24 protein-coding genes are annotated in these 20,840 nt (G+C 62.4%); 15 read left to right on the top strand and 9 right to left on the bottom strand.

Annotation, left to right across the window (positions count from 1 at the left end; translation table 11 throughout):
* Nucleotides 1–11 precede the first annotated feature (11 nt).
* Entirely contained in the window at nucleotides 12–899 is an 888-nt protein-coding gene (locus tag HP556_RS03985; RefSeq protein WP_175366000.1) for a cation diffusion facilitator family transporter, read from the bottom strand.
* 652 nt (nucleotides 900–1,551) lie between these two features.
* Between HP556_RS03985 and HP556_RS03980 the strand changes: the two genes are divergently transcribed.
* Nucleotides 1,552–2,136: a L,D-transpeptidase gene (locus tag HP556_RS03980; protein WP_246297388.1), complete on the top strand. Its 585-nt coding sequence runs from the start codon at nucleotides 1,552–1,554 to the stop codon at nucleotides 2,134–2,136.
* Nucleotides 2,137–2,205: 69 nt separating this feature from the next.
* On the opposite strand, the gene HP556_RS03975 is transcribed toward HP556_RS03980, so the two are convergent.
* A complete protein-coding gene (locus HP556_RS03975) occupies nucleotides 2,206–3,105 on the bottom strand; it encodes an SDR family oxidoreductase (protein ID WP_175365999.1) in 900 nt (299 codons plus the stop codon).
* Nucleotides 3,106–3,150: 45 nt separating this feature from the next.
* Nucleotides 3,151–3,891, bottom strand: coding sequence for an SDR family oxidoreductase (locus HP556_RS03970; protein WP_175365998.1), 741 nt, complete (start codon nucleotides 3,889–3,891; stop codon nucleotides 3,151–3,153).
* A 121-nt stretch (nucleotides 3,892–4,012) separates the two neighbouring features.
* On the opposite strand from HP556_RS03970, the gene HP556_RS03965 reads away from it, so the two are divergent.
* The 3 genes from HP556_RS03965 to HP556_RS03955 all read left to right on the top strand — a co-directional run bounded on the left by HP556_RS03965 (nucleotide 4,013) and on the right by HP556_RS03955 (nucleotide 7,158).
* Entirely contained in the window at nucleotides 4,013–4,906 is an 894-nt protein-coding gene (locus tag HP556_RS03965; protein WP_175365997.1) for a LysR family transcriptional regulator, read from the top strand.
* An 11-nt stretch (nucleotides 4,907–4,917) separates the two neighbouring features.
* A complete protein-coding gene (gene gluQRS, locus HP556_RS03960) occupies nucleotides 4,918–5,805 on the top strand; it encodes a tRNA glutamyl-Q(34) synthetase GluQRS (RefSeq protein ID WP_210269059.1) in 888 nt (295 codons plus the stop codon).
* A 90-nt stretch (nucleotides 5,806–5,895) separates the two neighbouring features.
* Entirely contained in the window at nucleotides 5,896–7,158 is a 1,263-nt protein-coding gene (locus tag HP556_RS03955; RefSeq protein WP_175365995.1) for an ATP-binding protein, read from the top strand.
* Here the strand turns inward: HP556_RS03955 and HP556_RS03950 are convergent.
* Entirely contained in the window at nucleotides 7,085–7,945 is an 861-nt protein-coding gene (locus HP556_RS03950) for a YihY/virulence factor BrkB family protein (protein ID WP_210269064.1), read from the bottom strand. The two genes, HP556_RS03955 and HP556_RS03950, sit on opposite strands and share 74 nt — an antisense overlap.
* 199 nt (nucleotides 7,946–8,144) lie before the next feature.
* Here HP556_RS03950 and HP556_RS03945 point away from each other — a divergent pair, with 199 nt between their 5' ends.
* From HP556_RS03945 to HP556_RS03925, 5 genes are all read left to right on the top strand, one after another.
* Nucleotides 8,145–8,339 (top strand): twin transmembrane helix small protein, encoded by a 195-nt coding sequence (locus HP556_RS03945; RefSeq protein WP_068730376.1) that lies wholly within the window; start codon nucleotides 8,145–8,147, stop codon nucleotides 8,337–8,339.
* Between the two features lie 33 nt (nucleotides 8,340–8,372).
* Nucleotides 8,373–8,945 carry a cob(I)yrinic acid a,c-diamide adenosyltransferase gene (locus HP556_RS03940; RefSeq protein WP_089267625.1) on the top strand — a complete coding sequence of 191 codons (573 nt, stop codon included), beginning with the start codon at nucleotides 8,373–8,375 and terminating at the stop codon, nucleotides 8,943–8,945.
* Nucleotides 8,946–9,083: 138 nt separating this feature from the next.
* Nucleotides 9,084–9,833: an electron transfer flavoprotein subunit beta/FixA family protein gene (locus HP556_RS03935; protein ID WP_175365994.1), complete on the top strand. Its 750-nt coding sequence runs from the start codon at nucleotides 9,084–9,086 to the stop codon at nucleotides 9,831–9,833.
* On the top strand, nucleotides 9,833–10,768 hold the full coding sequence (locus HP556_RS03930) for an electron transfer flavoprotein subunit alpha/FixB family protein (protein WP_089267623.1): 936 nt from the start codon (nucleotides 9,833–9,835) through the stop codon (nucleotides 10,766–10,768). The genes HP556_RS03935 and HP556_RS03930 overlap by 1 nt, the downstream gene beginning before the upstream one ends.
* Nucleotides 10,769–10,935: 167 nt before the next feature.
* Entirely contained in the window at nucleotides 10,936–11,817 is an 882-nt protein-coding gene (locus HP556_RS03925; RefSeq protein ID WP_089267834.1) for a 3-hydroxybutyryl-CoA dehydrogenase, read from the top strand.
* A 258-nt stretch (nucleotides 11,818–12,075) separates the two neighbouring features.
* On the opposite strand, the gene HP556_RS03920 is transcribed toward HP556_RS03925, so the two are convergent.
* Nucleotides 12,076–12,459 (bottom strand): tautomerase family protein, encoded by a 384-nt coding sequence (locus HP556_RS03920; RefSeq protein WP_093757403.1) that lies wholly within the window; start codon nucleotides 12,457–12,459, stop codon nucleotides 12,076–12,078.
* Between the two features lie 109 nt (nucleotides 12,460–12,568).
* Between HP556_RS03920 and HP556_RS03915 the strand changes: the two genes are divergently transcribed.
* Nucleotides 12,569–13,420, top strand: a complete 852-nt coding sequence (locus HP556_RS03915) for a LysR family transcriptional regulator (protein ID WP_089267621.1) — start codon at nucleotides 12,569–12,571, stop codon at nucleotides 13,418–13,420.
* A gap of 71 nt (nucleotides 13,421–13,491) precedes the next feature.
* Complete coding sequence (locus HP556_RS03910; protein WP_175365993.1) at nucleotides 13,492–13,686, top strand: putative motility protein; 195 nt, start codon at nucleotides 13,492–13,494, stop codon at nucleotides 13,684–13,686.
* On the opposite strand, the gene HP556_RS03905 is transcribed toward HP556_RS03910, so the two are convergent.
* Nucleotides 13,683–14,672 carry an AraC family transcriptional regulator gene (locus HP556_RS03905; protein ID WP_175365992.1) on the bottom strand — a complete coding sequence of 330 codons (990 nt, stop codon included), beginning with the start codon at nucleotides 14,670–14,672 and terminating at the stop codon, nucleotides 13,683–13,685. The genes HP556_RS03910 and HP556_RS03905 overlap by 4 nt on opposite strands.
* A 68-nt stretch (nucleotides 14,673–14,740) precedes the next feature.
* Between HP556_RS03905 and HP556_RS03900 the strand changes: the two genes are divergently transcribed.
* On the top strand, nucleotides 14,741–15,955 hold the full coding sequence (locus tag HP556_RS03900) for an MFS transporter (RefSeq protein ID WP_175365991.1): 1,215 nt from the start codon (nucleotides 14,741–14,743) through the stop codon (nucleotides 15,953–15,955).
* 41 nt (nucleotides 15,956–15,996) lie between these two features.
* Here the strand turns inward: HP556_RS03900 and HP556_RS03895 are convergent, their stop codons facing one another.
* From HP556_RS03895 to tlpA, 3 genes are all read right to left on the bottom strand, one after another.
* Complete coding sequence (locus tag HP556_RS03895; protein ID WP_089267617.1) at nucleotides 15,997–16,374, bottom strand: VOC family protein; 378 nt, start codon at nucleotides 16,372–16,374, stop codon at nucleotides 15,997–15,999.
* Between the two features lie 19 nt (nucleotides 16,375–16,393).
* A complete protein-coding gene (locus HP556_RS03890) occupies nucleotides 16,394–16,753 on the bottom strand; it encodes a DUF1428 domain-containing protein (protein ID WP_175365990.1) in 360 nt (119 codons plus the stop codon).
* A gap of 153 nt (nucleotides 16,754–16,906) precedes the next feature.
* Complete coding sequence (tlpA, locus tag HP556_RS03885) at nucleotides 16,907–17,581, bottom strand: thiol:disulfide interchange protein TlpA (protein ID WP_246297386.1); 675 nt, start codon at nucleotides 17,579–17,581, stop codon at nucleotides 16,907–16,909.
* A gap of 141 nt (nucleotides 17,582–17,722) precedes the next feature.
* On the opposite strand from tlpA, the gene argH reads away from it, so the two are divergent.
* The 3 genes from argH (at nucleotide 17,723) to lysA (ending at nucleotide 20,769) form a co-directional block, all read left to right on the top strand.
* Complete coding sequence (gene argH, locus HP556_RS03880; RefSeq protein WP_175366041.1) at nucleotides 17,723–19,120, top strand: argininosuccinate lyase; 1,398 nt, start codon at nucleotides 17,723–17,725, stop codon at nucleotides 19,118–19,120.
* A 92-nt stretch (nucleotides 19,121–19,212) separates the two neighbouring features.
* On the top strand, nucleotides 19,213–19,497 hold the full coding sequence (gene lptM / locus HP556_RS03875; protein WP_175365989.1) for an LPS translocon maturation chaperone LptM: 285 nt from the start codon (nucleotides 19,213–19,215) through the stop codon (nucleotides 19,495–19,497).
* Nucleotides 19,498–19,503: 6 nt separating this feature from the next.
* Nucleotides 19,504–20,769, top strand: coding sequence for a diaminopimelate decarboxylase (lysA, locus tag HP556_RS03870; protein WP_175365988.1), 1,266 nt, complete (start codon nucleotides 19,504–19,506; stop codon nucleotides 20,767–20,769).
* Nucleotides 20,770–20,840 lie beyond the last annotated feature (71 nt).

Below are 20,840 nucleotides of genomic sequence, written 5' to 3'. Positions count from 1 at the left end.
TTACCCGAAATCTAGAGAACGACGATGCCGGAATGCTTGGCCTTGTCGTCGGGTTCGACATGGATGGTGATCAGAGCCTCGCCGATCTCCTGGCGGATCGCGGTCTCGAGCTTGTCGCAAATGTCGTGCGCGGCGCTCACGGTGGTCGATCCTGCCACCACCAGATGGAAATCGATAAAGGTCATGCTGCCGGCGCGGCGGGTGCGCAGGTCATGCGCCTCGATGGCGCCGTCGGCATGGGCCGATATGGTCTGCTTGATGCTCGCGAGCATGGCTGGCGGGATGGCCTCATCCATCAATCCGCTGAGCGACTCCTTCATCAGGCCCCAACCGGCCCACAGGATGTTGAGCGCGACGAGCGCCGCAAGGATCGGATCGAGAATGGCGATGCCCGACAGTGCCGCTACTCCGACGCCGCCGAGGACGCCGATTGAAGAATACACGTCGGACAATAAATGGCGGCCGTCCGCTGCGAGAGCCGGCGAGCGGTGAATGCGACCTTGCCGGATCAGGACCCATGCCCAACCTGCATTGATGACACTCGCCGCTGCGTTGAGCAGAAGCCCGACCCAGGGTGCTTCGACAAGGCGCGGTACAAGATAGCTTTGATAGGCTTCGCGCAGGATCAGGATCGCGGCGAGCACGATCAACACGCCTTCGAGCACGGCCGAGAAATATTCAGCCTTATGATGCCCGTAGGGATGATCGTCGTCTGCCGGTTTCGCGCTCAGCGTGGTTGCGAGCAAGACGACGATCGCCGTCACGACATTGACGATGCTTTCAATCGCATCGGACAGCAGTGCGACGCTGCCGGTCAGATGATAGGCAGCGTATTTCATACCGAGGACCAGCAGGCCAACGGCAATGCTGCCTTGCGCAAGACTGCGAACGCTTGTCATCTGAAAATCTCGTTGGGGTAACGCGAAGTCTCACGCGGCTGTGTGCTCTAATATGCCGATCACAACGATGCAAGCCGTGAAATCCAGCTGCAAGTGCTTCGCATTATAAGGCGCGTGTACTTCGTCGAGCACGTGGTCCTCCCAATGGACATGATATCGATCTCGTCATGCGCGTGGCGTTTGTAGCGGTTGTCCGCGCATTGATAGTTGCGGGACGACATCGTGCTGGATCGTGTCGTCATGGCGTGGTCCTCAATGTCGCCGGTCTCAACAAGGCCGGCGAGACCCATGTGGAGTGTTCCGGCCCGCTTCGGCGGGCATCGCTGCTGCGGTTCCGTGGGAAGGCTCGCGCTGCGCGCCGGCCGACCCTCAAAGGCGATCGATCAACCTGAGGTTATTCGTGAGCCTGCGCGGCTGTGGCGCGATCACCACAGCGGCGTGCAAAGTGCAGTCCAGAGCTGTTCCATGAGCGAAATGACACGCTGTTGAGCCTGATTTGATCGCTCAGCCCTGTATGAGGTGCGGGTCGTCCGGATTGGGCGCGTTGCAGCAAGGGTTGGGAATGACAGGTTTTGGTGGATCACGCGGGCTGCGCCTTCTGGCGCTTTTGATGTTGCCCGCTGTGTTGGCAGGATGTGCAAGCAGCGGGGGGATGATGTCGTCCACCGGCTTTGGCGGTCCGTCCGCCAGCTATGCCGAGTTGAATGACGGCGGGCACACGCTGCCGGCCATCGACGTCTCCGGAATCGATTCGGCGATGCTGCGTCAGCGCGTCGCCTACCGCACCAAGGAGCCCGCAGGCACCATCGTGGTCGATACGGCCGCACGGCATCTCTATCTCGTCGAAGGTGACGGCAAGGCGATGCGCTACGGCATCGGCGTCGGCAAGGCCGGCCTCGCTTTCGCCGGCGCTGCGGTGATCAAGCGCAAGGCCGAGTGGCCGCACTGGAGCCCGACGGAAAACATGATGAACCGCGAACCGGCGCGCTACCGCAAGATGGCGGGCGGCATGAAGGGCGGTATCGACAATCCGCTCGGGCCGCGCGCGATGTATCTCTATCAGGGCGACCGCGACACCATGTTCCGCATTCACGGCACCACCGAGCCCGAGACCATCGGCCATGCCGTCTCAAGCGGCTGCATCCGGCTGATGAATCAGGACATCGTCGATCTCTATAATCGCGTGAAGATCGGCAGCCGCGTGGTGGTGATCCAGAGCGGCCGCGCCGAGTCCTAACTCTGTGTCTCAGTAAAATGGGGCGGGCGTTGTTCACGCTCGCCCCATTTTCGTTGATGACATCCCGTCTCAGGCATTCACTCGCGGTATTAGCAAATCGGCGATGCCGATGCGGCGGAACATCTCGGCGCGAACGCGGTCCGCGACACCGTTGACGATCTCGGCGCCATCTTCCGACGGATCGATGTGACTGCGGAACGGGCGCTTGCCGAACGGCAGATCGACCACGCGGACGATCTCTTTTGCCACATCGGCAGCATCCGCATCGGTGGGCTCCAGCGAAGCCAAGCCCTTCAACGCCATATCAGGTACCCCGGCATAGGGACCGTCGTCGTATTCAGCCGCGCGAGCGGTGTCGGCCGGTTTGCCGGAATGTGCGAAGTGGTTGGTCCCCTTGGTGAAGGCGCCGGGCACGATGATCGAGGTTTCGATGCCCCAGCGCGTCAGTTCGCCGGCATAGGAGACTGCAAGCGAATCCATCGCCGCCTTCGCGGCGAAATACGGCGACAGATAGGGTGGTGTGCCGCCGCGTGCGCTGGATGACGATACCCAGACGAGGAGACCTTTGCCCTGCTTGCGCAGTTGCGGCAGCGCTGCGCGATTGACGCGCTGGGTCGACAGAACGTTGATGTCGTAGAGCTGTGCGAATTGCTCCGGCGTGAAGGCTTCTGCGGGCCCGAATGACATGTGCCCGGCATTGTGGATGACGACATCGAGGTGGCCGTTGTCGGCGATGATCCGGTCGATGCCGGCATCGGCCGATTCCTGCGAGGCGACGTCGAGTTCGACGCTGCGGAGATCGACTTTGTGCTCAGCGGCATACTTTGCGACGTCGGCGACGGCCGACGCATTGCGGCCGGTGGTCTCACGCATGCTGGCATAAACGGTGTGACCGGCCTCGGCGAGGGCGCGGGCGGTGAGCGCGCCAAAGCCGCTCGATGCGCCGGTGATGACAATGACGTGTTTCATGGCACGTATTCCTTTGAATGGTTTTTGAGGGTGTTGGCGTTTGGTTCAGACCAGCCCGCCATTGGCGCGTAGCACCTGGGCGTTGATCCAGCCGCCTTCCGGACCGACCAGGAAGGCAACGACATTGGCGATGTCCTCGGGTGTGCCGAGGCGCTCCATTGGCGTCGCCTTGGCGAAACGCTCGATCAGCTCCGGTGACTTGCCATTGAGGAACAGGTCGGTTGCGGTTGGGCCGGGTGCGATGGCGTTCACGGTAATCGAGCGGCCACGCATCTCCTTGGCCATGATACCCGTCATGGTTTCGACCGCAGCCTTGGTGGCGGCATAGATGCCGTAGCTCTCGAGCTTGGTGCCAACGACACCCGTGGAGAAATTCACGATCCGTCCGCCGTCGCGCAGCCGCCTGGCGGCTTCGCGCATGGTGTTGAACGTACCTTTCAGATTGACCGCGATCTGCTGGTCGAACGACGCATCGTCGGCATCGGCGAATTTCGCCAGCTTCATGATACCGGCATTGTTGACCAGTACATCGACGCCGCCGAAGGCTGCTTCCGCTGCATCGAACATCCCACGCACAGCGGCGGGATCGCTGACATCGGCCTTGGCGGTCAGCGCGCGGCCGCCCGCGGCTTCGATCTTTTGCGCGACCGCCTCGGCCGGCGCGGCATTGCCGGAGTAATTGACGATGACCGTGAAGCCGTCGCGGCCCAGTCGCTCGGCGATGGCTGCGCCGATGCCGCGTGAGGCGCCGGTGATAATAGCTACCTTATTGGTTCCGTTTGCCATTTTCGTTCTCCTCGGTGTGGTGAGCAGCGGCGCCGCTCTGATAGGAGAAATCTAGGCCATTCCATTTTTCGGATAATGATGCATTATCTGGCATCACAATTCGGATTTAACGAACAAATAGATGGACCGTTTCGAGACGATGCGGGTGTTCACCCGGGTGGTGGAGCGGCGCAGCTTTACGGCGGCGGCGGCGGATCTCGGCCTGCCGCGTTCGACCGTGACCGATGCCGTCAAGCAGATCGAGGCGCGGCTCGGCGTGCGGTTACTTGAGCGCACCACGCGGCTGGTGCGGCCGACGCTGGACGGCGAGGCCTATCACCGGCGCTGCCTGACGCTGATCGCCGATCTCGAAGACGCCGAAAGCGCGTTCTGCGGCGCCAAGCCGAAAGGGCCGTTGCGGGTGGATATGAATGGCACGCTGGCGCGCAATTTCGTGCTGCCGCATCTGCCGGACTTTCTCGCCGAATATCCTGATATCCAGCTCTATCTCAGCGAGGGCGATCGGTTGGTCGACCTGATCCGTGAAGGCATCGACTGCGTGGTACGTGTCGGCGAGCTCCGCGACAGCGATATGGTGGCGCGGCGGCTGACCATGATGGACGAAGTCACCTGCGCCGCGCCGTCCTATCTCGCGCGCATGCGCGTGCCTTTGTCCATCGATGCGCTCGAAGGCCATCGCATGGTCGGCTATCACTCTTCGGCAACAGGCGCTGTACTGCCGCTGGAATTTCAGGACAGCGGCGCGTTGCGTCATGTCACATTGCCGGTGGCGATCACCGTGAACAGCGCTGATAACTACGCGGCGATGGCGAAACTCGGCTTCGGTCTGGTGCAGGTGCCGCGTTATCGGATCAAGGGTGAACTCGCCGATGGCACGCTCGTCGAGGTGCTGCCGCAACATCCGCCGACGCCGTCGCTCGTGTCGCTGCTCTATCCGCGCAATCGCCAGCTCTCGCCGCGGGTGCGTGTGTTCATGGACTGGCTGACGCGTGCTTTCGCGCGCGACCTGATCTAGGCAAACCTGTGATGGCCCCTGTTTTTCGCTTCGCGCCCAGCCCCAACGGTTATCTGCATCTCGGCCATGCCTATTCGGCGCTGCTGAATTTCGATCTGGCGCGCGAGGTCGGTGGCCGGTTGTTGCTGCGGATCGAGGATATCGATGCCACGCGCTGCCGGCCGGAATTCGAGGCGGCGATCTACGAGGATCTCGCCTGGCTCGGCATCGCCTGGGAGATGCCGGTACGGCGACAGTCGCAGCATTTCGCCGACTACCGCGCCGCGACCGAGCGGCTCGCCGCCATGGGACTGCTCTATCCGAGCTTCGAGAGCCGCACCGAGATAGCGCGCATGATCGCGGCCGAAGAAGCGAAAGGCTCATGGCCGCGCGATCCCGATGGTGCGCCTCTCTATCCAGGCATTGCCAGATCGTTGTCGCCACAGGCCGTCGCCGAACTCAGACAGGCGGATGCGCCGATGGCGTTGCGGCTCGATATGGCCAGAGCCATTGCGGCCAGCGGTCCGCTCACATGGACCGAGCGGGGGGCGGGTCCGGGCGGCGAGACGGGTATCGTTGCTGCGCAGCCGGAAGCCTGGGGCGATGTGATCCTGGCTCGCAAGGAAACGCCGACCAGCTATCATCTCTCGGTGGTTATCGACGATGCGCTGCAGGGAGTGACCCATGTGGTGCGCGGCCAGGATCTGTTCTGGTCGACCAGCGTGCACCGGCTGTTGCAGCAACTGCTCGGCCTGCCGCAACCGGTCTATCGGCATCATTTGCTCGTGCGCGATACAGCTGGCGCCAAACTGTCCAAATCGACCGGCTCCACCAGCCTGCGTGAGTTGCGGGCCGGGAGCACTACACCAGCGGATATCCGCCGCATGGTCGGGCTACCTGACCCGTCTGCCGCAAGTTAGCCGCAAGAAATTCGCAAGCCGGACCAGGCCTGCTGCGTGACTCCGCGCGCCCCGCCGTGGCATGGTGCCGCCGGGACAGGTGGGCAACATATGGCGCTGACATCGCGCTCTCCGCGCAAGATGCGGACGCGCACCAAGCAAACGCTGAAAAGGCGCGTGGCCAAGAAGCGTGCGGTAAAGAAGCTTGCATCGAAGCCGCGCGCCAAGCGCAGGTCCGTGCGTGCCGATACGATGGTGGAAACCGCGCTGGCGGTGTTTGCCCATGAGGTGCGCACGCCGCTGACCGGCATTCTTGCGGTCAGCGATCTGCTGGCCACCTCCGATCTCGACGAGCGTGAGCGGCGCTGGGTCGAGACGATCAAGGCTGGCGCCGAACATCTGGCGGGTCTCGCGACATTGTTCGTCGATGCGGCGCGCAGCAACAAATCCCGATTCGAACTGCGGCAGGATTTCTTCGATCTGCGCGCGCTTGCCCGCAACATCGGTGACTCGCTCGCGGGCCGCGCGGCTGCCAAGGGACTGCTGTCGCGGGTCGTGATCTCCGACAGACTGCCCGTGTTCGTGATCGGCGATCCCGTGCGGCTGCGTGCGGCGCTGGAAAACCTGATCGACAATGCGGTGAAATTTACCGAGCAGGGCAATGTCGCGCTGAAAGTTTTGCCTGTGCGCATGGCGGGCAAGGTCGGCGTATCTTTTACCGTTTCCGACAGCGGCATCGGGCTCACGCTCGCCGAGATCAAGCGGCTGTTCAAACCGTTCTCGCAGGCCAATGTGTCGATCGCGTCGCGTTTTGGCGGCGCCGGCCTCGGCCTGTCGTCGGTCAAACAACTCGCCCGCGCCATGGGTGGCGATATCACTGTGGCGCAGAGCCGCGGTGGTGGGACAGTATTCACGCTGACGGTCGGCCTCGACAAGACGAGTGGTCCGATCGCCATCATGTCGAGCGCCGATGATGCTTCTTTTGCTCCGGGAGACGCGCTGCGGGTGCTGAGCGTCGAGGACAATCCGTTTGGTCGCGTCGTGCTCAATGCCATTCTCACCGAACTCGGTCATCAGGCCGAGTTCATCGGTCGTGGCGAAGCAGCTGCGGAGCGCGTCGCGCAGGGCACGTTCGACGCGGTGCTCATGGACATGGTGCTGCCGGGTATCGATGGCGTCGAGGCGATCCGACAAATCCGTGCGCTGAAGGCGCCGCCTGGCCGCGTCGCGATCATTGGCGTGTCCGGTCGCAGTGAAGACGAAGCCGCATCGCGTCAGGCGGGCGCCGACGCGTTTCTGATCAAACCGGTGTCTCCGCGGGCGCTAGCGACTGCGCTGCTTGAAGCGAGACGCCGTGGGGCAGCCGCGACTTGATGATGGCGGCATTCAGTTCGCCGCCAAACACGAAGATCGCCGCAATGAAATACAGAAACACCAGCGCGATGATCACCGATGCCAGGCCGGCATACATCGTCACGTAATTGTTGGCGAAGCGCGCCAGATAAAGACCGAAGCCGATACCCGAGGCCAGCGACGCCAGCATCGTGAAGATGATGCCTGGCAGGATCTGACTGAAGGTCCGGCGGCCTGCCGGCAGCCACACATGCAGGATGAATAATGCGATCACCATGGCGACGATGGTGATGCCGTAACGCGCCACCGTCAGCAGCCGCTCGTTGTTCTCGACCATCAGCGGGACATAGCGCCTCACGATTTCCAGCATCAGCGGGCCGAGCACGATCAGGAACGCCATGGCCAGCGCAGTGACGGCAGCGACCAGCGTGTAGCCGATCGACTCCAGCCGCAACCAGTACCAGCGCCGCAGCTCGATCACCGAATATGCGCGGTTTAGTGCGACTCGCAGGCTCTCGACGCCGTTGGAGGCGAAATACACTGCGAGCACGAGACCGATGGTGAGCGCGTCGCCGCGGGTGGTGGTCAGCACGTCGTGGATCTGCGAGGACAGTGCGCCGGCCACCTGATCGGGCCAGACCTCCAGCAGCAGGCCGACGGCCTGATCGGCGAGATTCTTGGAGCCGAAAAAGCCGGCCAGTGAGGCCAGCACGATCAGGAACGGAAACAGCGCCATCAGGGTGGAGAGAGCGATATGGCTGGCGATCGCCCAGCCGTCATCGGCAAGAAACGTATAGAAGGCGTCCATCACGACATCGTAGACGGTGCGTATCTGCCCCACGTGCCACCTGGTTCGGGATCGGCCCGGCAAATCACCGGCCCTCATGTTAGCTTCTGATATCTAACGCGAAAAAGCCAGATCGTTGCATTGCGGCGCGCGCGTAATCGCTGTGTCATTTTGACGACTGACGATAGCGCAGCCTGTGACGCAGTGTTATGTAGCTGATATGACGTCAACGCTCAGCAACATTATCCTCCCCATCGCGGTCGGCGCCGTTGCGCTGGTCCTGCTGCTCGGCCTGTTCAACATGATGCGCGGCGGCTCGCCTGATCGCTCGCAGAAGCTGATGCGGTGGCGCGTGGTTCTGCAATTCGTCGCCATTATCCTCACCATGGCCACCGTCTGGGCGATGGGCCGCTGACGCAAATTCCTTAACCGGCGCTGGATCAATTCAATGGTCGTTCTCAACCGCATCTACACCCGCACTGGCGATGACGGCACGACAGCTCTCGGCACCGGCGAGCGTCGGCCGAAATATGATCTCCGCGTCAGCGCCTATGGAACCGTGGATGAGACCAATGCGGCGATCGGCGTGGTGCGGCTGCATCTCGCCCATGCGCGGTCCCTAGATGCGATGCTCGGGCTGATCCAGAACGATCTGTTCGATCTCGGGGCTGATCTCGCGGTTCCGCAGCGCGAGGGCAAGGCCGAGCGGCTGCGCCTGCTGGCGAGTCAGGTCGAGCGGTTGGAGAACGATATTGACATGCTCAACGCGCCGCTGGCCGATCTGACCTCGTTTGTTTTGCCTGGCGGAACTCCTGCCGCCGCTCACCTTCACGTCGCCCGGACGATCTGCCGCCGTGCGGAACGGATCATAGTGGAACTCGCCGCTCAGCCCGATGAGCCGGTCTCGGATGCTGGTATCCAGTATATGAACCGGCTGTCGGACTTCCTGTTCGTCGCCAGCCGCTCGCAGAACGACAATGGTGCCGGCGATGTGCTCTGGGTGCCCGGCCAGAACCGGTAATTTCGGCTAAATCGGCTGGCCTAGAGACATTCGATTTTAGGGTCTGGCGCGTTGACCCCGTGTGGCAGGGGCTTTAGGTTCCGCGCCCAAGCTTCCGAGCAAGCTCTGAAACAATAAAACTCACACGAAAGAGGATCGATGAAGGTTCTGGTCGCGGTCAAACGGGTGGTCGATTACAACGTCAAGGTTCGCGTCAAGAGCGACGGATCGGGCGTCGAACTGTCCAACGTCAAGATGTCGATGAATCCGTTCGACGAAATCGCTGTCGAGGAAGCCCTGCGCCTGAAAGAGGCCGGCAAGGCAACCGAGGTGGTCGTGGTCTCGATCGGTCCCGCACAGGCGTCCGAAACCCTCCGCACCGGCCTCGCGATGGGCGCGGACCGTGGCATCCTCGTCAAGGTTGAAGGCACCGTCGAGCCGCTCGCCGTGGCGAAGATCCTCAAGGCTGTCGCCGATGAGGAAAAGCCCGGCCTGGTGATCCTCGGCAAGCAGGCGATCGACGACGACGCCAACCAGACCGGCCAGATGCTGGCCGCGCTGCTCGGCTGGCCGCAGGCGACCTTCGCCAACAAGCTGGCTGTCGAAGGCGACGAGGTCACCGTGACCCGTGAAGTCGATGGCGGTCTGCAGACCGTCAAGCTCAAGGGACCGGCGATCGTTACCACCGATCTTCGTCTGAACGAGCCGCGCTACGCATCGCTGCCGAACATCATGAAGGCGAAGAAGAAGCCGATCGACGAGAAGACCGCCGATGGTTACGGCGTCGATATCTCTCCGCGTCTCGAGATCATCAAGACCAGCGAACCGGGCGGCCGCAAGGCCGGCGTCAAGGTCAAGGACGTCGCCGAACTGGTATCGAAACTCAAGACTGAAGCCGGGGTGCTCTAATGCCGACATTGCTGCTTGCCGATCACGACAACGCCACCCTGAAGGACTCCACCAACAAGGCGCTCACCGCTGCCACCCAAATCGGCGGCGAGGTGCACATCCTCGTTGCCGGCCAGAATGCGAAGCCGGCCGCGGAAGCTGCCGCCAAGCTGCAGGGCGTCACCAAGGTGCTGCTCGCCGACGACGCCTCCTATGCCCACGATCTCGCCGAGCCGCTGGCCGCGCTGATCGTGTCGCTGGCGCCCGCCTATGACGTGCTGATCGCCGCTGCGACCACGCGCTCGAAGAATGTGATGCCGCGCGTCGCCGCTCTGCTCGACGTGATGCAGGTGTCGGAAATCACCAAGGTCATCGCACCCGACACCTATGAGCGTCCGATCTATGCCGGTAACGCGATCCAGACCGTGAAGTCCAAGGATGCCAAGAAGGTCATTACGGTGCGTACCTCGACCTTCGGTGCAGCCGGTGAAGGCGGCAGCGCGGCGGTGGAAGACGCCAAGACGGCCGAGAATCCGGGTTTGTCGACCTTCGTCGGCGAGGACATGGCCAAGAGCGATCGTCCGGAACTGACCTCGGCGAAGATCATCGTGTCCGGTGGCCGTGCCATGCAGAGCCGCGAGAACTTTGCCAAATACATCGAGCCGCTCGCCGACAAGCTCGGCGCCGGTGTCGGCGCCTCGCGCGCCGCGGTGGATGCCGGTTATGCCCCGAACGACTGGCAGGTCGGCCAGACCGGCAAGGTCGTGGCTCCGGAGCTGTATATCGCCATCGGCATTTCCGGCGCGATCCAGCATCTCGCCGGTATGAAGGACTCCAAGGTGATCGTCGCGATCAACAAGGACGAAGACGCGCCGATCTTCCAGGTCGCCGATTATGGCCTGGTCGCCGACCTCTACCAGGCCGTGCCGGAGCTGACCGAAGCACTCGGCAAGTAGAGGCCCGGCAGGCAAGGATTTGGCAAATAAGGCCTTGCTGAATTAGGGCTTTGCGCCTCAATTAACGACATCGGCCGGAGTGACTGACTCCGGCCGATATTTTATGTAAAGATAGCTTTCCGAACGCGGCATGCGCGGGCGGCGTGTTCCCAGAGATGACAAGCAAGATGGCGGTTATGATCAAGAAAGTCGGCGTGATCGGCTCGGGCCAGATGGGCAATGGCATTGCGCATGTGGCTGCATTGGGCGGCCTCGAAGTTGTGCTGAACGATGTCTCTGCCGACCGCCTGAAGTCTGCCATGGCGACGATCAACGGCAACCTGTCGCGTCAGGTGTCGAAGAAGGTCATCACCGAGGATGCACGCAAGGCCGCGCTGGATCGCATCACCTCGTCGGACACGATGGACGGCCTTGCCGATTGCGATCTCGTGATCGAATCCGCCGTCGAGAAGGAAGAGATCAAGCGCAAGATCTTCCACGATCTCTGCGCCGTGTTGAAGCCGGAGGCAATCATCGCCTCCAACACATCGTCGATCTCGATCACGCGCCTCGCCGCGTCGACCGACCGTCCCGAGAAGTTCATCGGCATTCACTTCATGAATCCGGTGCCGTTGATGGAGCTGGTCGAACTGATCCGCGGCATTGCCACCGATGACGCGACCTTCGACGCGTCCAAGGACTTCGTCACGAGGCTCGGCAAGCAGATCGCCGTCTCGGAAGATTTCCCGGCCTTCATCGTCAATCGTATTCTTTTGCCGATGATCAACGAGGCGATCTACACGCTGTATGAAGGCGTCGGCAATGTCGAAGCCATCGATGCGGCGATGAAGCTCGGTGCGCATCACCCGATGGGGCCGCTCGAACTCGCCGATTTCATCGGCCTCGATACGTGTCTGTCGATCATGCAGGTGCTGCATGAAGGCCTTGCCGACTCCAAGTATCGGCCGTGCCCGCTGCTGGTGAAATATGTCGAAGCCGGCTGGCTCGGTCGCAAGACCCAGCGCGGTTTCTACGACTATCGCGGCGAGAAGCCGATCCCGACGCGCTAAGACGAAGCGCTCGTCTTTTTTAAGATAGAACGCTGTCATTGACTGGCTTGACCCGGCAATCCACCTTTACGCATGCAAGGAAGAAGGATGGATCCGCGGGTCAAGCCCGCGGATGACGACGGTGTGTGTGGTTGGCCTCGCGACCAAGTTAAATCAACATCCGCATCAGCTTCGTCACCGCCGGCAGCATCCCGACGATCATCGCCATGCCCATGCCGACTCCGCACAGATGCGCCATCAATGTCTCGCGCTGCGTAATCATGTCACGTACTGCGCCACGCCGTTGCCGAACGACCAGTTCTCGGGCAGCACTTCGACGAGGTTGATGAAGACGTCTTCGGGCCGCAGGCCCGGTCTGTCAGTCAACTTCTCGACGATCCGTTTGTAGAGCGCCTGCTTCTGCTCACGCGGACGAGTGTTACTCACCGTCAACTGGATGATGACCAGATCATCGGTCCGGCGAATGCCGAGATAATTCGGATCATAGATGAAAGTGCCATCCTCGTGCTCCGAGATGGTGACGAACCGGTCGCCCTCCGGGACGTTGAAGGTCTCGCGCAGCGCCTGATAGACGCCTTCGGCGATTGTCTCCCGATAGGCGGCGGGCTTGCCCTTCTTCAGTGAAATGCGAACCAGCGGCATGGTGGTCTCCTGTCGTTCAAATCCGATGCAGCAAACCTAATCCCATATTGATCATTGGAAAATCGTATGAAATAATATTTCAATGATGTCATATTGAAATGATTGGTCGATGAAAGCGCTCGATATCGAGGCCGTGCAGGCCTTCGTGCTGGTGGCCGATCTCACCAGCTTCACCCGCGCCGCCGAGGCGATGGGAAGCACGCAGTCGGCGATCAGCCTGAAGATCAAGCGGCTGGAAAGCGGGCTGGGCAAGCGCCTGCTGGAGCGAACGCCGCGGTTGGTGCGCCTGTCGGCGGAGGGGGCGGCTTTTCTGGCCTCCGCGCGAAATCTCGTCGCGGCGCATCAGTCGGCCATTGGCTCATTCGCTGCGGAGCGGCGGCGTCTCGTGGTGGGGATCAGCCATCATCTCGTCGGCGCCGATCTTGCCGACGTATTGAAACGCATGAGCGCGACCGATCCGTCGCTGGTGATCGAATTGCGGATCGAGTCATCGCGGGTCCTGCTGTCGGCCTATGATGCTGGCGATCTCGATGCGGCGATCGTGTTGCGGATCGACAGGCGACGTGGTGACGGCGAGGTCTTGATGGAAGAACCATTTGGCTGGATGGGCACGCTGGATTTTCGGCACGCGCCCGGTGAGCCGCTGCGACTCGCGGCGCAGTCCGCGCCATGTACGGTCCGTTCGGCGGCGATTGCGGCGCTCGATGGGGCTGGTATTCCGTGGACCGAAGCCTTCGTTGGCGGCGGTGTTGCCACTATCGGCGCGGCGATCTCCGCCGGTCTCGCCGTTGGTGCGCTGGTCCGCCGTGTTGCTCCCGCCGGCAGCATCGATCTTGGCCCGCGCCTCGGTCTGCCGAAATTGCAGGATGCCGAGACGATGCTGCATTCCAGCCTCACTGATGCGAGGGCGCGCGGCGCGCTGCGCACGCTGGGCGCAGCATTTCGGGCGAATGCTGGCTGATTGTTGCACGAGGTCAACATTCGTTAACCCCGCATCGCTATACCGGCGGTACGACGTTACGGAGTATCTCTATGGATATGGCCTTGGTCGCCAGCGCGCTTGCCATGAAGGCGGCGGGAACGCAGTCGCAGATCGCCACCTCGATCATGAAGTCGAATGCCGACATGGAAAAGAACACCGTGTTGACACTGCTAGGCGGCGCGCAGCAGGCATCGCAGGCCAATCTCGGCGCAGGCGTCGGCGGCAATCTCGATATCGCCGCTTAGGGCGCTGTCGAACCTGGCTGTTCGCCGCTGGAGGCAGCAGTCAGTGTCGCGCGAAAATGGCTCGGTGGCGCGCCGATGATGCGCTTGAAGGCGCGGCTGAACGCTGCTTCCGATTCATAGCCAAGCCGACGTGCGACGACCGCGATCTTCAGGCGGTCGCGTACGAGCCACTGCTTTGCTTCCTGCATCCGCAATTGCGCGACGTAACGGGCCGGTGTCTGGCCGACGACATTGGCGAAGCGCAATGCGAACGCCGAACGTGATGCATGCATGACGTTCGCCAGCGCCTCGACGGTCCAGTCCCTGGTCGGATCGCGGTGGATCGCGGCGAGAACTCGCCCGATACCGGGGTCGCGCGCGGCTGCGACCCAACCGTCAGAGCCGCAGCCCTTCTCTACCCAGTTGCGGATCAGTGCCGCGGCGACGACATCGGCCAGCCGCGTCAGCATGCCGCCGGCACCGACGCGATCCAGCGCTAGTTCGGACGTCATGGCCTCAAGCAGATGCGGGATGGCGGGCTCGTCGGTGGCAAGTTCGTGCATCTGCATCAGCTCAGGCATCATCAGAAGTAACGGATGCTGGCTGTCGAGGTTGAAGGTCATGCCGGCACCGAACAGCACGGTCTCTTCGCCATTCCTGTTGCCGCCGCTGCAGGTGTCGAGGATGCCGCAGCAAACCGGCTCGAACTGGCAATTCTCGACCGGTGCCGGGAAGGCATCGGGTGAACTCGCCAGCGCATGTTCCGCGCCGCGCGGCAGCAGGACCGCATCACCTGGTTCAAGGCGGACCCACGCGTTATCAAGAGTTCGCAGCCAGCAGCCGCGTTCGGCGACGAAGTGGAATTGCGCCTTCGGCCGTGCCGGGAATACCAGCCCCCATGGCTCGGTCATGCGGCAGCGGACGTAATCGACGCCCTCAATCTTCAAGCCCCGGAGCATTTCAGTCAGGGGGTGAGTGGCGACAGTTGTGGACGAATGATCAAGCATTGAGGGTTTTCTAGCATGGAAACTCCAGGAGGTCACCTCCATCTCCGGGGTCCCTGCTGGAGACTGCCATGACTGATTCCGCCACTGCTGCACTTGATGCCGATGTTTCTCCAATAACCAATGAGCGGACGAACGCGGCCTGGGCGGCTGTTGTCTCCTTGATGCTTGGCGCGTTCAGCCAGGTCACGGCTGAATTCCTGCCCGCCAGTCTGCTCACGCCGATCGCCACGGATCTCGGGGTCTCGGTTGGCGCTGCCGGGCAGGTGGTGACGGCGACCTCCCTTGTCGGGATCATCGCCGGACTTGCGACGGCCATTGTGACACGCGCCATGGATCGTCGCGTCGTCCTGTGGTCGCTCACAGTGCTGCTGATCGTGTCCAATCTGCTGTCAGCTACCGCAAGCAACCTGCCGATCCTGTTGCTTGCCCGCGTGCTGCTCGGCATCAGCCTCAGCGGTTTTTGGGCAATGGCAACTGCCACAGCGATGCGGCTTGTTCCGGCGGAGGCGCTGCCGCGCGCGATCTCGCTGATTTTCAGCGGTGTTTCGATCGCCACCGTCAGCGCCGCGCCGATCGGTGCATATCTTGGCGATCTCTGGGGTTGGCGGAACGTGTTTTTGCTGGCGGCCGCTGTCGGCGCTGTCGTGCTCGTCTTTCAGATGCTGACGCTGCCGCGCTTGCCGCCGCTCACATCACCGGATGTGCGCACGCTGTTCGTGCTGATGCGTCGGCCCAGTGTCCGGCTTGTGATGATCGCAATCGCCGTCAGTATCTCGGGCCACTTCGCGGGATTCACTTACGTCCGGCATTTCCTCGAACAAGTGCCGCAGCTTCCGGTCACTGCGATCTCGCTCGTCCTGCTGGCTTATGGCGTTGGCGGTTTCTTCGGCAATTTCGCGGGCGGGGTGCTTGTCGCCCGTAGTGCGAAACTTGCGATCGTCACGGGATCTGCGGCGATCGCCGTGCTCGCGCTGGTGCTGTTTGTCTTTGGCGCTTCGGGCCTTGTCGCGGGCATCGCAGTTGGCCTCTGGGGTTTTGCGTTCGGCGTGCTGCCGGTTGGCTTCCAGACATGGATGGTGCGGGTCGCATCGGACGAAGCTGAATCTGCGGGCGGCCTGCTCGTGTCGGCTTTCCAGGTCGCGATCACGGTTGGCGCAGTCGTTGGCGGCATTCTGGTCGACGGTTTCGGTCCGTTCGGTGCCGTTGGTTATCTCGCAGCGGCGACACTGGCGGGCGCGCTGCTCGTATTGCTGTCGCGCAGCGGCGGCGAAGTGCCGGCCTGAAGCGCGAAGGGAGGCAGCAGCCTGCTGCCTCCCGGCTTCTCTTACGCGACCGGTGTGATCCAGCCGATCCCGGCACCGCCGGGCTGCAGCAGGATTGCGAGCCGGCCGACATCGGGAATGTCGAATACCGGCCGCATCAGCGTCGCGCCGGCCGCGACGGCTTTCTTCACACGCGCATCGACATCGTCGACCGCGAGATACGGCATCCAGCCATCGGGTACATTCTCGTAGCCCGGGCCTTCCGCGTGGAAGATGCCGCCGACCGGCACATTATCCATCATGGCGATCCAGTAGATGCCGCCGCCCGCCAGCTTCTTGGCCTGATAGGTCCAGCCGATGGTCTCCTGATAGAAGGCTTTCGCGCGCTCGGGATCGCGCGTCACGAATTCATTCCAGTTGAAATGGCCGTGCGGCGTCATGGCGTCCTCCGTTGTTGCGTCAGACTGAAACCAGCGTCTTGAAGCCACCATAGATCATGCGCTTGGCATCGAACGGCATCGCCTTCGGATCCATCATCTCGGCGAGGCGCGGATCCTTCATCACTTTGGCGTTGATGCGGTCGCGATCTTTGCGCGTCTTGTAGATGATATAGGAAAACACAACGGTCTCGTCGGGTTTCAGTTTCACGCTGCGCGGGAACGATGTCCATTTGCCGACGCTGACGTCATCGGCGACACATTCCTGATAGTCGAGTGCGCCGTATTCGCGCCAGATTTTGCCGGCCTTGCGCGCGATGGCGGCATAGGCTTTCAGCTTCTTCTTCGGCACCGGAACGAGGAATCCGTCGATATAGGCCATTGGTCGTTTCTCCCTGCTGTCATGCGTCGGCGCCGGGCGCGCGTGGCCCGGTTGTTTTCAAGACGAACGCAGTTGCGTTCATCCGACAGCATTCTGGAGAATTTTGCGATCCGCGCAGGCGGCCGTATGTCGCAGTTGTCTGTGCCGTGGTCTTCAGAAACTGGCCGCGGCGGGCTTCACCGCCGCTTTCAGCAGCTTGATGGCATCTTCGCTGTCCCATTCGGCGGGGCCGGCGATGGTCGCGATCTCGCAGCCCTTGCCGTCGATCAGCACCGAGGTCGGCATACCCAGTGCACGGCCGATGCCCTTGAGGTCCTGGAACACCTTGGCTGAGGTGTCGGTGAAATAATCCAGCCGGTTGAGGCCGCCGTCTTTCAGGAAAGCCTTCGGCTTCTCGGCGTCGCGGGTGTCGATATTGATTGCCACGACCTGGAAATCCGGGCCGCCGAGCTTGGTCTCGAGGTTATTCAGGGCCGGCATTTCCTTGCGGCAGGGCACGCACCAGGTGGCCCACAGGTTCACCAGCACCGTCCGGCCGCGCCAGTCGGACAGCTTCTTCTCCTGGCCATCGGCATCCCTGAAAGCGAGGTCTGGCAGTTTCAGCGGCGTCCTGGCCATGGTCAGGCCGGCGACTTCGCCGCGTGCCAGCGGCTCGATCTTCTTCGACAGTGCGATGGCCGGCGCGCAGGTCGGATCGCCCGGCGCAGCCTGCTGCCGCAGCCGATCCATATTGGATACCGCGGCAAAGCCGATCACGGCGCCCACGAGCACCGCGCCAAGCACGATCAGGCGGCGTTTGGCCGGACGGGGGGCAGGCTGGTCGGGCATAGGGTTTGTCATTCGGTCTCAGTTAGGGCTATGCAACGGTTGGCGACGGACGATCCGTCGGCTGCGGTTAAAGATGAGTGACAATTCATGGCTTCGCGCAAGGGCAACGGCAAGTCCAGCAATGACGGTAAGGGCTCCAATGTGAGCAACAAGATGTGGGGCGGGCTGTTCGATGAAAGCCCCGACGCCATCATGGAGGAAATCAATGTCTCCATCGACGTCGATCGCCACCTCTATGCCCAGGACATTACCGCGTCCAAGGCCCATGCTGCGATGCTTGCCAAGCAAGGGATTATCACCGCGAAAGATGCGAAAAATATCGCAGGCGGTCTAGACACGATCCTGTCAGAGATCACCAAGGGGGCGTTCACATTCAAGCGGGCGCTCGAAGACATTCACATGAATGTGGAGAGCCGGCTCGGCGAGCTGATCGGCCCGGCCTCCGGCCGTCTGCACACGGCGCGTTCGCGCAACGACCAGGTTGCGACCGACTTCCGGCTGTTCGTGCGCGATACCATCGACGAGATCGATGCGGCCTTTGTGTCGTTGCAGCGGGCACTGGTCGATCGTGCGCTGGAGCATGCCGACACGGTGATGCCCGGCTTCACCCATTTGCAGACTGCGCAGCCGGTGACCTTCGGTCATCATCTGCTGGCTTATGTGGAAATGGTGTCGCGCGATCGCGGCCGTTTCGCCGATGCGCGCAAGCGCCTCAATGAAAGCCCACTCGGCGCCGCCGCGCTGGCCGGCACCTCATTCCCGATCGATCGCCATGCCACAGCCAAGGCGCTGGGCTTCGATCGCCCGATGGCGAATTCGCTCGATGCGGTGTCGGACCGCGATTTCGTACTCGAGACGCTGTCGGCGGCTTCGATCGCGGCCGTGCATCTGTCGCGCTTCGCCGAGGAGATCGTGATCTGGACCTCGCCGCTGGTTGGTCTCGTCAGGCTTTCGGACAAGTTCACCACCGGCTCCTCGATCATGCCGCAGAAGCGTAATCCGGATGCCGCCGAACTGGTCCGCGCGAAGACCGGTCGCGTGATCGGATCGCTCACCGGATTGTTGATTGTCATGAAGGGCCTGCCGCTGGCCTATCAGAAGGACATGCAGGAGGACAAAGCGGGCGCGATGGAAGCCTATTCGGCGCTATCGCTGGCGATCCGCGCGATTGCCGGCATGGTCCGCGATCTCGTGCCCAATGAGGAGCGCATGAAGCTTGCTGCCGGCGAGGGCTATGCCACCGCCACCGATCTGGCGGACTGGCTGGTACGGACGCTGAAAATGCCGTTCCGCGAGGCGCATCACGTCACCGGCCGGATCGTCGGCATCGCCACCAAGAAGGGCGTGGCGTTGCACGAGCTCGACCTGAAGGAGATGCAGGCGGTGGAACCGAAGATCACGGCAGAAGTGATGAAGGTGCTGTCGGTGGAATCGTCGGTGAAGAGCCGGGTCAGCTATGGCGGCACGGCGCCGAAGAATGTGACGTCGCAGGCGAAGGCCTGGCTCAAGCGACTGGAAAAAGAGCGGAAATTGGGCTGATCGGGCTTGGCGTGCGAAAATTCAATGGATTTCGGGGTCTCGCCAGAGCGCGGCAATCTTTGTATGGTGCGCCCGCATTTGGGGATTTAGCTGTGACTCGTCCGACCCGCCCTGCGTCCGCGCGATGGGCCATTCTCGTTCTGACCGTTTCTGCTTTGGCGCTGGCTGGCTGCGGCCGTAAAGGCGGCCTCGATCTGCCGCCACAGGCGTCCGCGCAGCCGATGGGCACCGGCGCTCCGGCGGCCGATCCCGATGCACAGTCGGCTGCCAATAAGGGCAGGGACGTGTTCGCGCCCTCGAACGGTGTCGATGAGGGCCCGCCGGCGGCGACCCGTGGTCGCAAGAAACCGTTCCTGCTCGATCCGATCCTGGACTAACTCGCCATGCGCCATTTCGACTATCGCAACGGCGTGCTGCACGCCGAAGGCGTTGATATTGCCGAAATGGCGGACGCCGTCGGCACGCCGTTCTATTGCTATTCGACCGCAACGCTGGAGCGGCACTACCGCGTCTTTACCGAGGCCTTTGCCGATACCAAGGCGCTGGTCTGCTACGCCATGAAGGCGAATTCCAACCAGTCGGTGCTGCGCACGCTGGCGAAGCTTGGCGCTGGCGCCGACGTGGTCTCCGGTGGTGAGTTGAAGCGCGCGCTGGCCGCCGGCATCCCGCCGAAGAAGATCGTGTTTTCCGGCGTAGGCAAGACCGCGGACGAGCTGCGGTTGGCGCTCGACGAGGACATTCTCTGCCTCAATATCGAGTCGGAGCCCGAGCTCGCATTGCTGTCGGAGATCGCCAGCGAGACCGGCCGTACAGCGCGGATCTCGATCCGCGTGAATCCCGATGTCGATTCCGGCACGCATGCCAAGATCTCCACCGGCAAGTCCGAAAACAAGTTCGGCATTCCCATCAGCAAGGCACGCGAGGTCTATGCCCGTGCCGCGAAGCTGCCGGGCATTGAGGTGACCGGCGTCGACATGCATATCGGCAGCCAGATCACCGATCTCGCCCCGATGGAGCAGGCATTTCGCATCCTGGCCGATTTCGTCACCGTGCTGCGCAACGACGGCCACACGATTTCGCATGTCGATTTCGGCGGCGGTCTCGGCATTCCCTATTACGAAGACCGCGCCGCGCCGCCGGAGCCGCTGGCCTATGCGGCCATGGTCAAGCGCGTGACGCATAATCTCGGCTGCACGCTGATGTTCGAGCCTGGCCGGATGATTGTCGGCAATGCCGGCATCCTCGTTGCGCGCGTCATCCATGTGAAGCATGGCGACGGCAAGACCTTCGTCATCATCGATGCGGCCATGAACGATCTGATCCGGCCGACTCTGTATGAGGCCTATCATGAGATCCTGCCGGTGGCGGCGCCCGCACCCGGTGCGAAGCTCGCGGCCGTTGATGTGGTCGGCCCGGTCTGTGAAACCGGTGATTATCTGGCGCTGGACCGCAAGCTGCCGGAGCTGAAGTCCGGCGATTTGCTCGCGATCATGACCGCCGGTGCCTATGGCGCCGTGCAGGCGGGAACCTACAACACCCGCGCGCTGGTCCCGGAAGTGCTGGTGAAGGACGATCAGTATGCGGTGGTCCGCCCGCGGATCGAGGTCGAGGAGCTCATCGCCATGGACAAGGCCGCGCCTTGGCTGTGAGGCGGTGATTTTACCTCTCCCCGCTCTGCGCGGGGAGAGGTCGCCGCTCCTTCGCGGCGGGTGAGGGGCGG

Origin of the sequence: Tardiphaga robiniae, assembly GCF_013359755.1 — a bacterium.
GTDB lineage: Bacteria > Pseudomonadota > Alphaproteobacteria > Rhizobiales > Xanthobacteraceae > Tardiphaga > Tardiphaga robiniae.
This window is presented reverse-complemented; position numbering and strand designations above follow the sequence as displayed.

What these genes read in the sequence shown, in the direction of transcription:
- HP556_RS03945 (WP_068730376.1), top strand. Translation starts at nt 8,145, where the DNA reads ATGACGTCAACGCTCAGCAACATTATCCTCCCCATCGCGGTCGGCGCC.
- HP556_RS03965 (WP_175365997.1), top strand. Translation starts at nt 4,013, where the DNA reads ATGGACCGTTTCGAGACGATGCGGGTGTTCACCCGGGTGGTGGAGCGG.
- HP556_RS03895 (WP_089267617.1), bottom strand. Translation starts at nt 16,374, where the DNA reads ATGACGCCGCACGGCCATTTCAACTGGAATGAATTCGTGACGCGCGAT.
- HP556_RS03890 (WP_175365990.1), bottom strand. Translation starts at nt 16,753, where the DNA reads ATGGCCTATATCGACGGATTCCTCGTTCCGGTGCCGAAGAAGAAGCTG.
- HP556_RS03930 (WP_089267623.1), top strand. Translation starts at nt 9,833, where the DNA reads ATGCCGACATTGCTGCTTGCCGATCACGACAACGCCACCCTGAAGGAC.
- gluQRS (WP_210269059.1), top strand. Translation starts at nt 4,918, where the DNA reads ATGGCCCCTGTTTTTCGCTTCGCGCCCAGCCCCAACGGTTATCTGCAT.
- HP556_RS03940 (WP_089267625.1), top strand. Translation starts at nt 8,373, where the DNA reads ATGGTCGTTCTCAACCGCATCTACACCCGCACTGGCGATGACGGCACG.
- HP556_RS03975 (WP_175365999.1), bottom strand. Translation starts at nt 3,105, where the DNA reads ATGAAACACGTCATTGTCATCACCGGCGCATCGAGCGGCTTTGGCGCG.
- HP556_RS03980 (WP_246297388.1), top strand. Translation starts at nt 1,552, where the DNA reads ATGATGTCGTCCACCGGCTTTGGCGGTCCGTCCGCCAGCTATGCCGAG.
- HP556_RS03920 (WP_093757403.1), bottom strand. Translation starts at nt 12,459, where the DNA reads ATGCCGCTGGTTCGCATTTCACTGAAGAAGGGCAAGCCCGCCGCCTAT.
- HP556_RS03935 (WP_175365994.1), top strand. Translation starts at nt 9,084, where the DNA reads ATGAAGGTTCTGGTCGCGGTCAAACGGGTGGTCGATTACAACGTCAAG.
- HP556_RS03905 (WP_175365992.1), bottom strand. Translation starts at nt 14,672, where the DNA reads ATGCTTGATCATTCGTCCACAACTGTCGCCACTCACCCCCTGACTGAA.
- HP556_RS03950 (WP_210269064.1), bottom strand. Translation starts at nt 7,945, where the DNA reads ATGGACGCCTTCTATACGTTTCTTGCCGATGACGGCTGGGCGATCGCC.
- HP556_RS03925 (WP_089267834.1), top strand. Translation starts at nt 10,936, where the DNA reads ATGGCGGTTATGATCAAGAAAGTCGGCGTGATCGGCTCGGGCCAGATG.
- tlpA (WP_246297386.1), bottom strand. Translation starts at nt 17,581, where the DNA reads ATGCCCGACCAGCCTGCCCCCCGTCCGGCCAAACGCCGCCTGATCGTG.
- lysA (WP_175365988.1), top strand. Translation starts at nt 19,504, where the DNA reads ATGCGCCATTTCGACTATCGCAACGGCGTGCTGCACGCCGAAGGCGTT.
- HP556_RS03900 (WP_175365991.1), top strand. Translation starts at nt 14,741, where the DNA reads ATGACTGATTCCGCCACTGCTGCACTTGATGCCGATGTTTCTCCAATA.
- HP556_RS03910 (WP_175365993.1), top strand. Translation starts at nt 13,492, where the DNA reads ATGGATATGGCCTTGGTCGCCAGCGCGCTTGCCATGAAGGCGGCGGGA.
- HP556_RS03985 (WP_175366000.1), bottom strand. Translation starts at nt 899, where the DNA reads ATGACAAGCGTTCGCAGTCTTGCGCAAGGCAGCATTGCCGTTGGCCTG.
- HP556_RS03915 (WP_089267621.1), top strand. Translation starts at nt 12,569, where the DNA reads ATGAAAGCGCTCGATATCGAGGCCGTGCAGGCCTTCGTGCTGGTGGCC.
- HP556_RS03970 (WP_175365998.1), bottom strand. Translation starts at nt 3,891, where the DNA reads ATGGCAAACGGAACCAATAAGGTAGCTATTATCACCGGCGCCTCACGC.
- HP556_RS03955 (WP_175365995.1), top strand. Translation starts at nt 5,896, where the DNA reads ATGGCGCTGACATCGCGCTCTCCGCGCAAGATGCGGACGCGCACCAAG.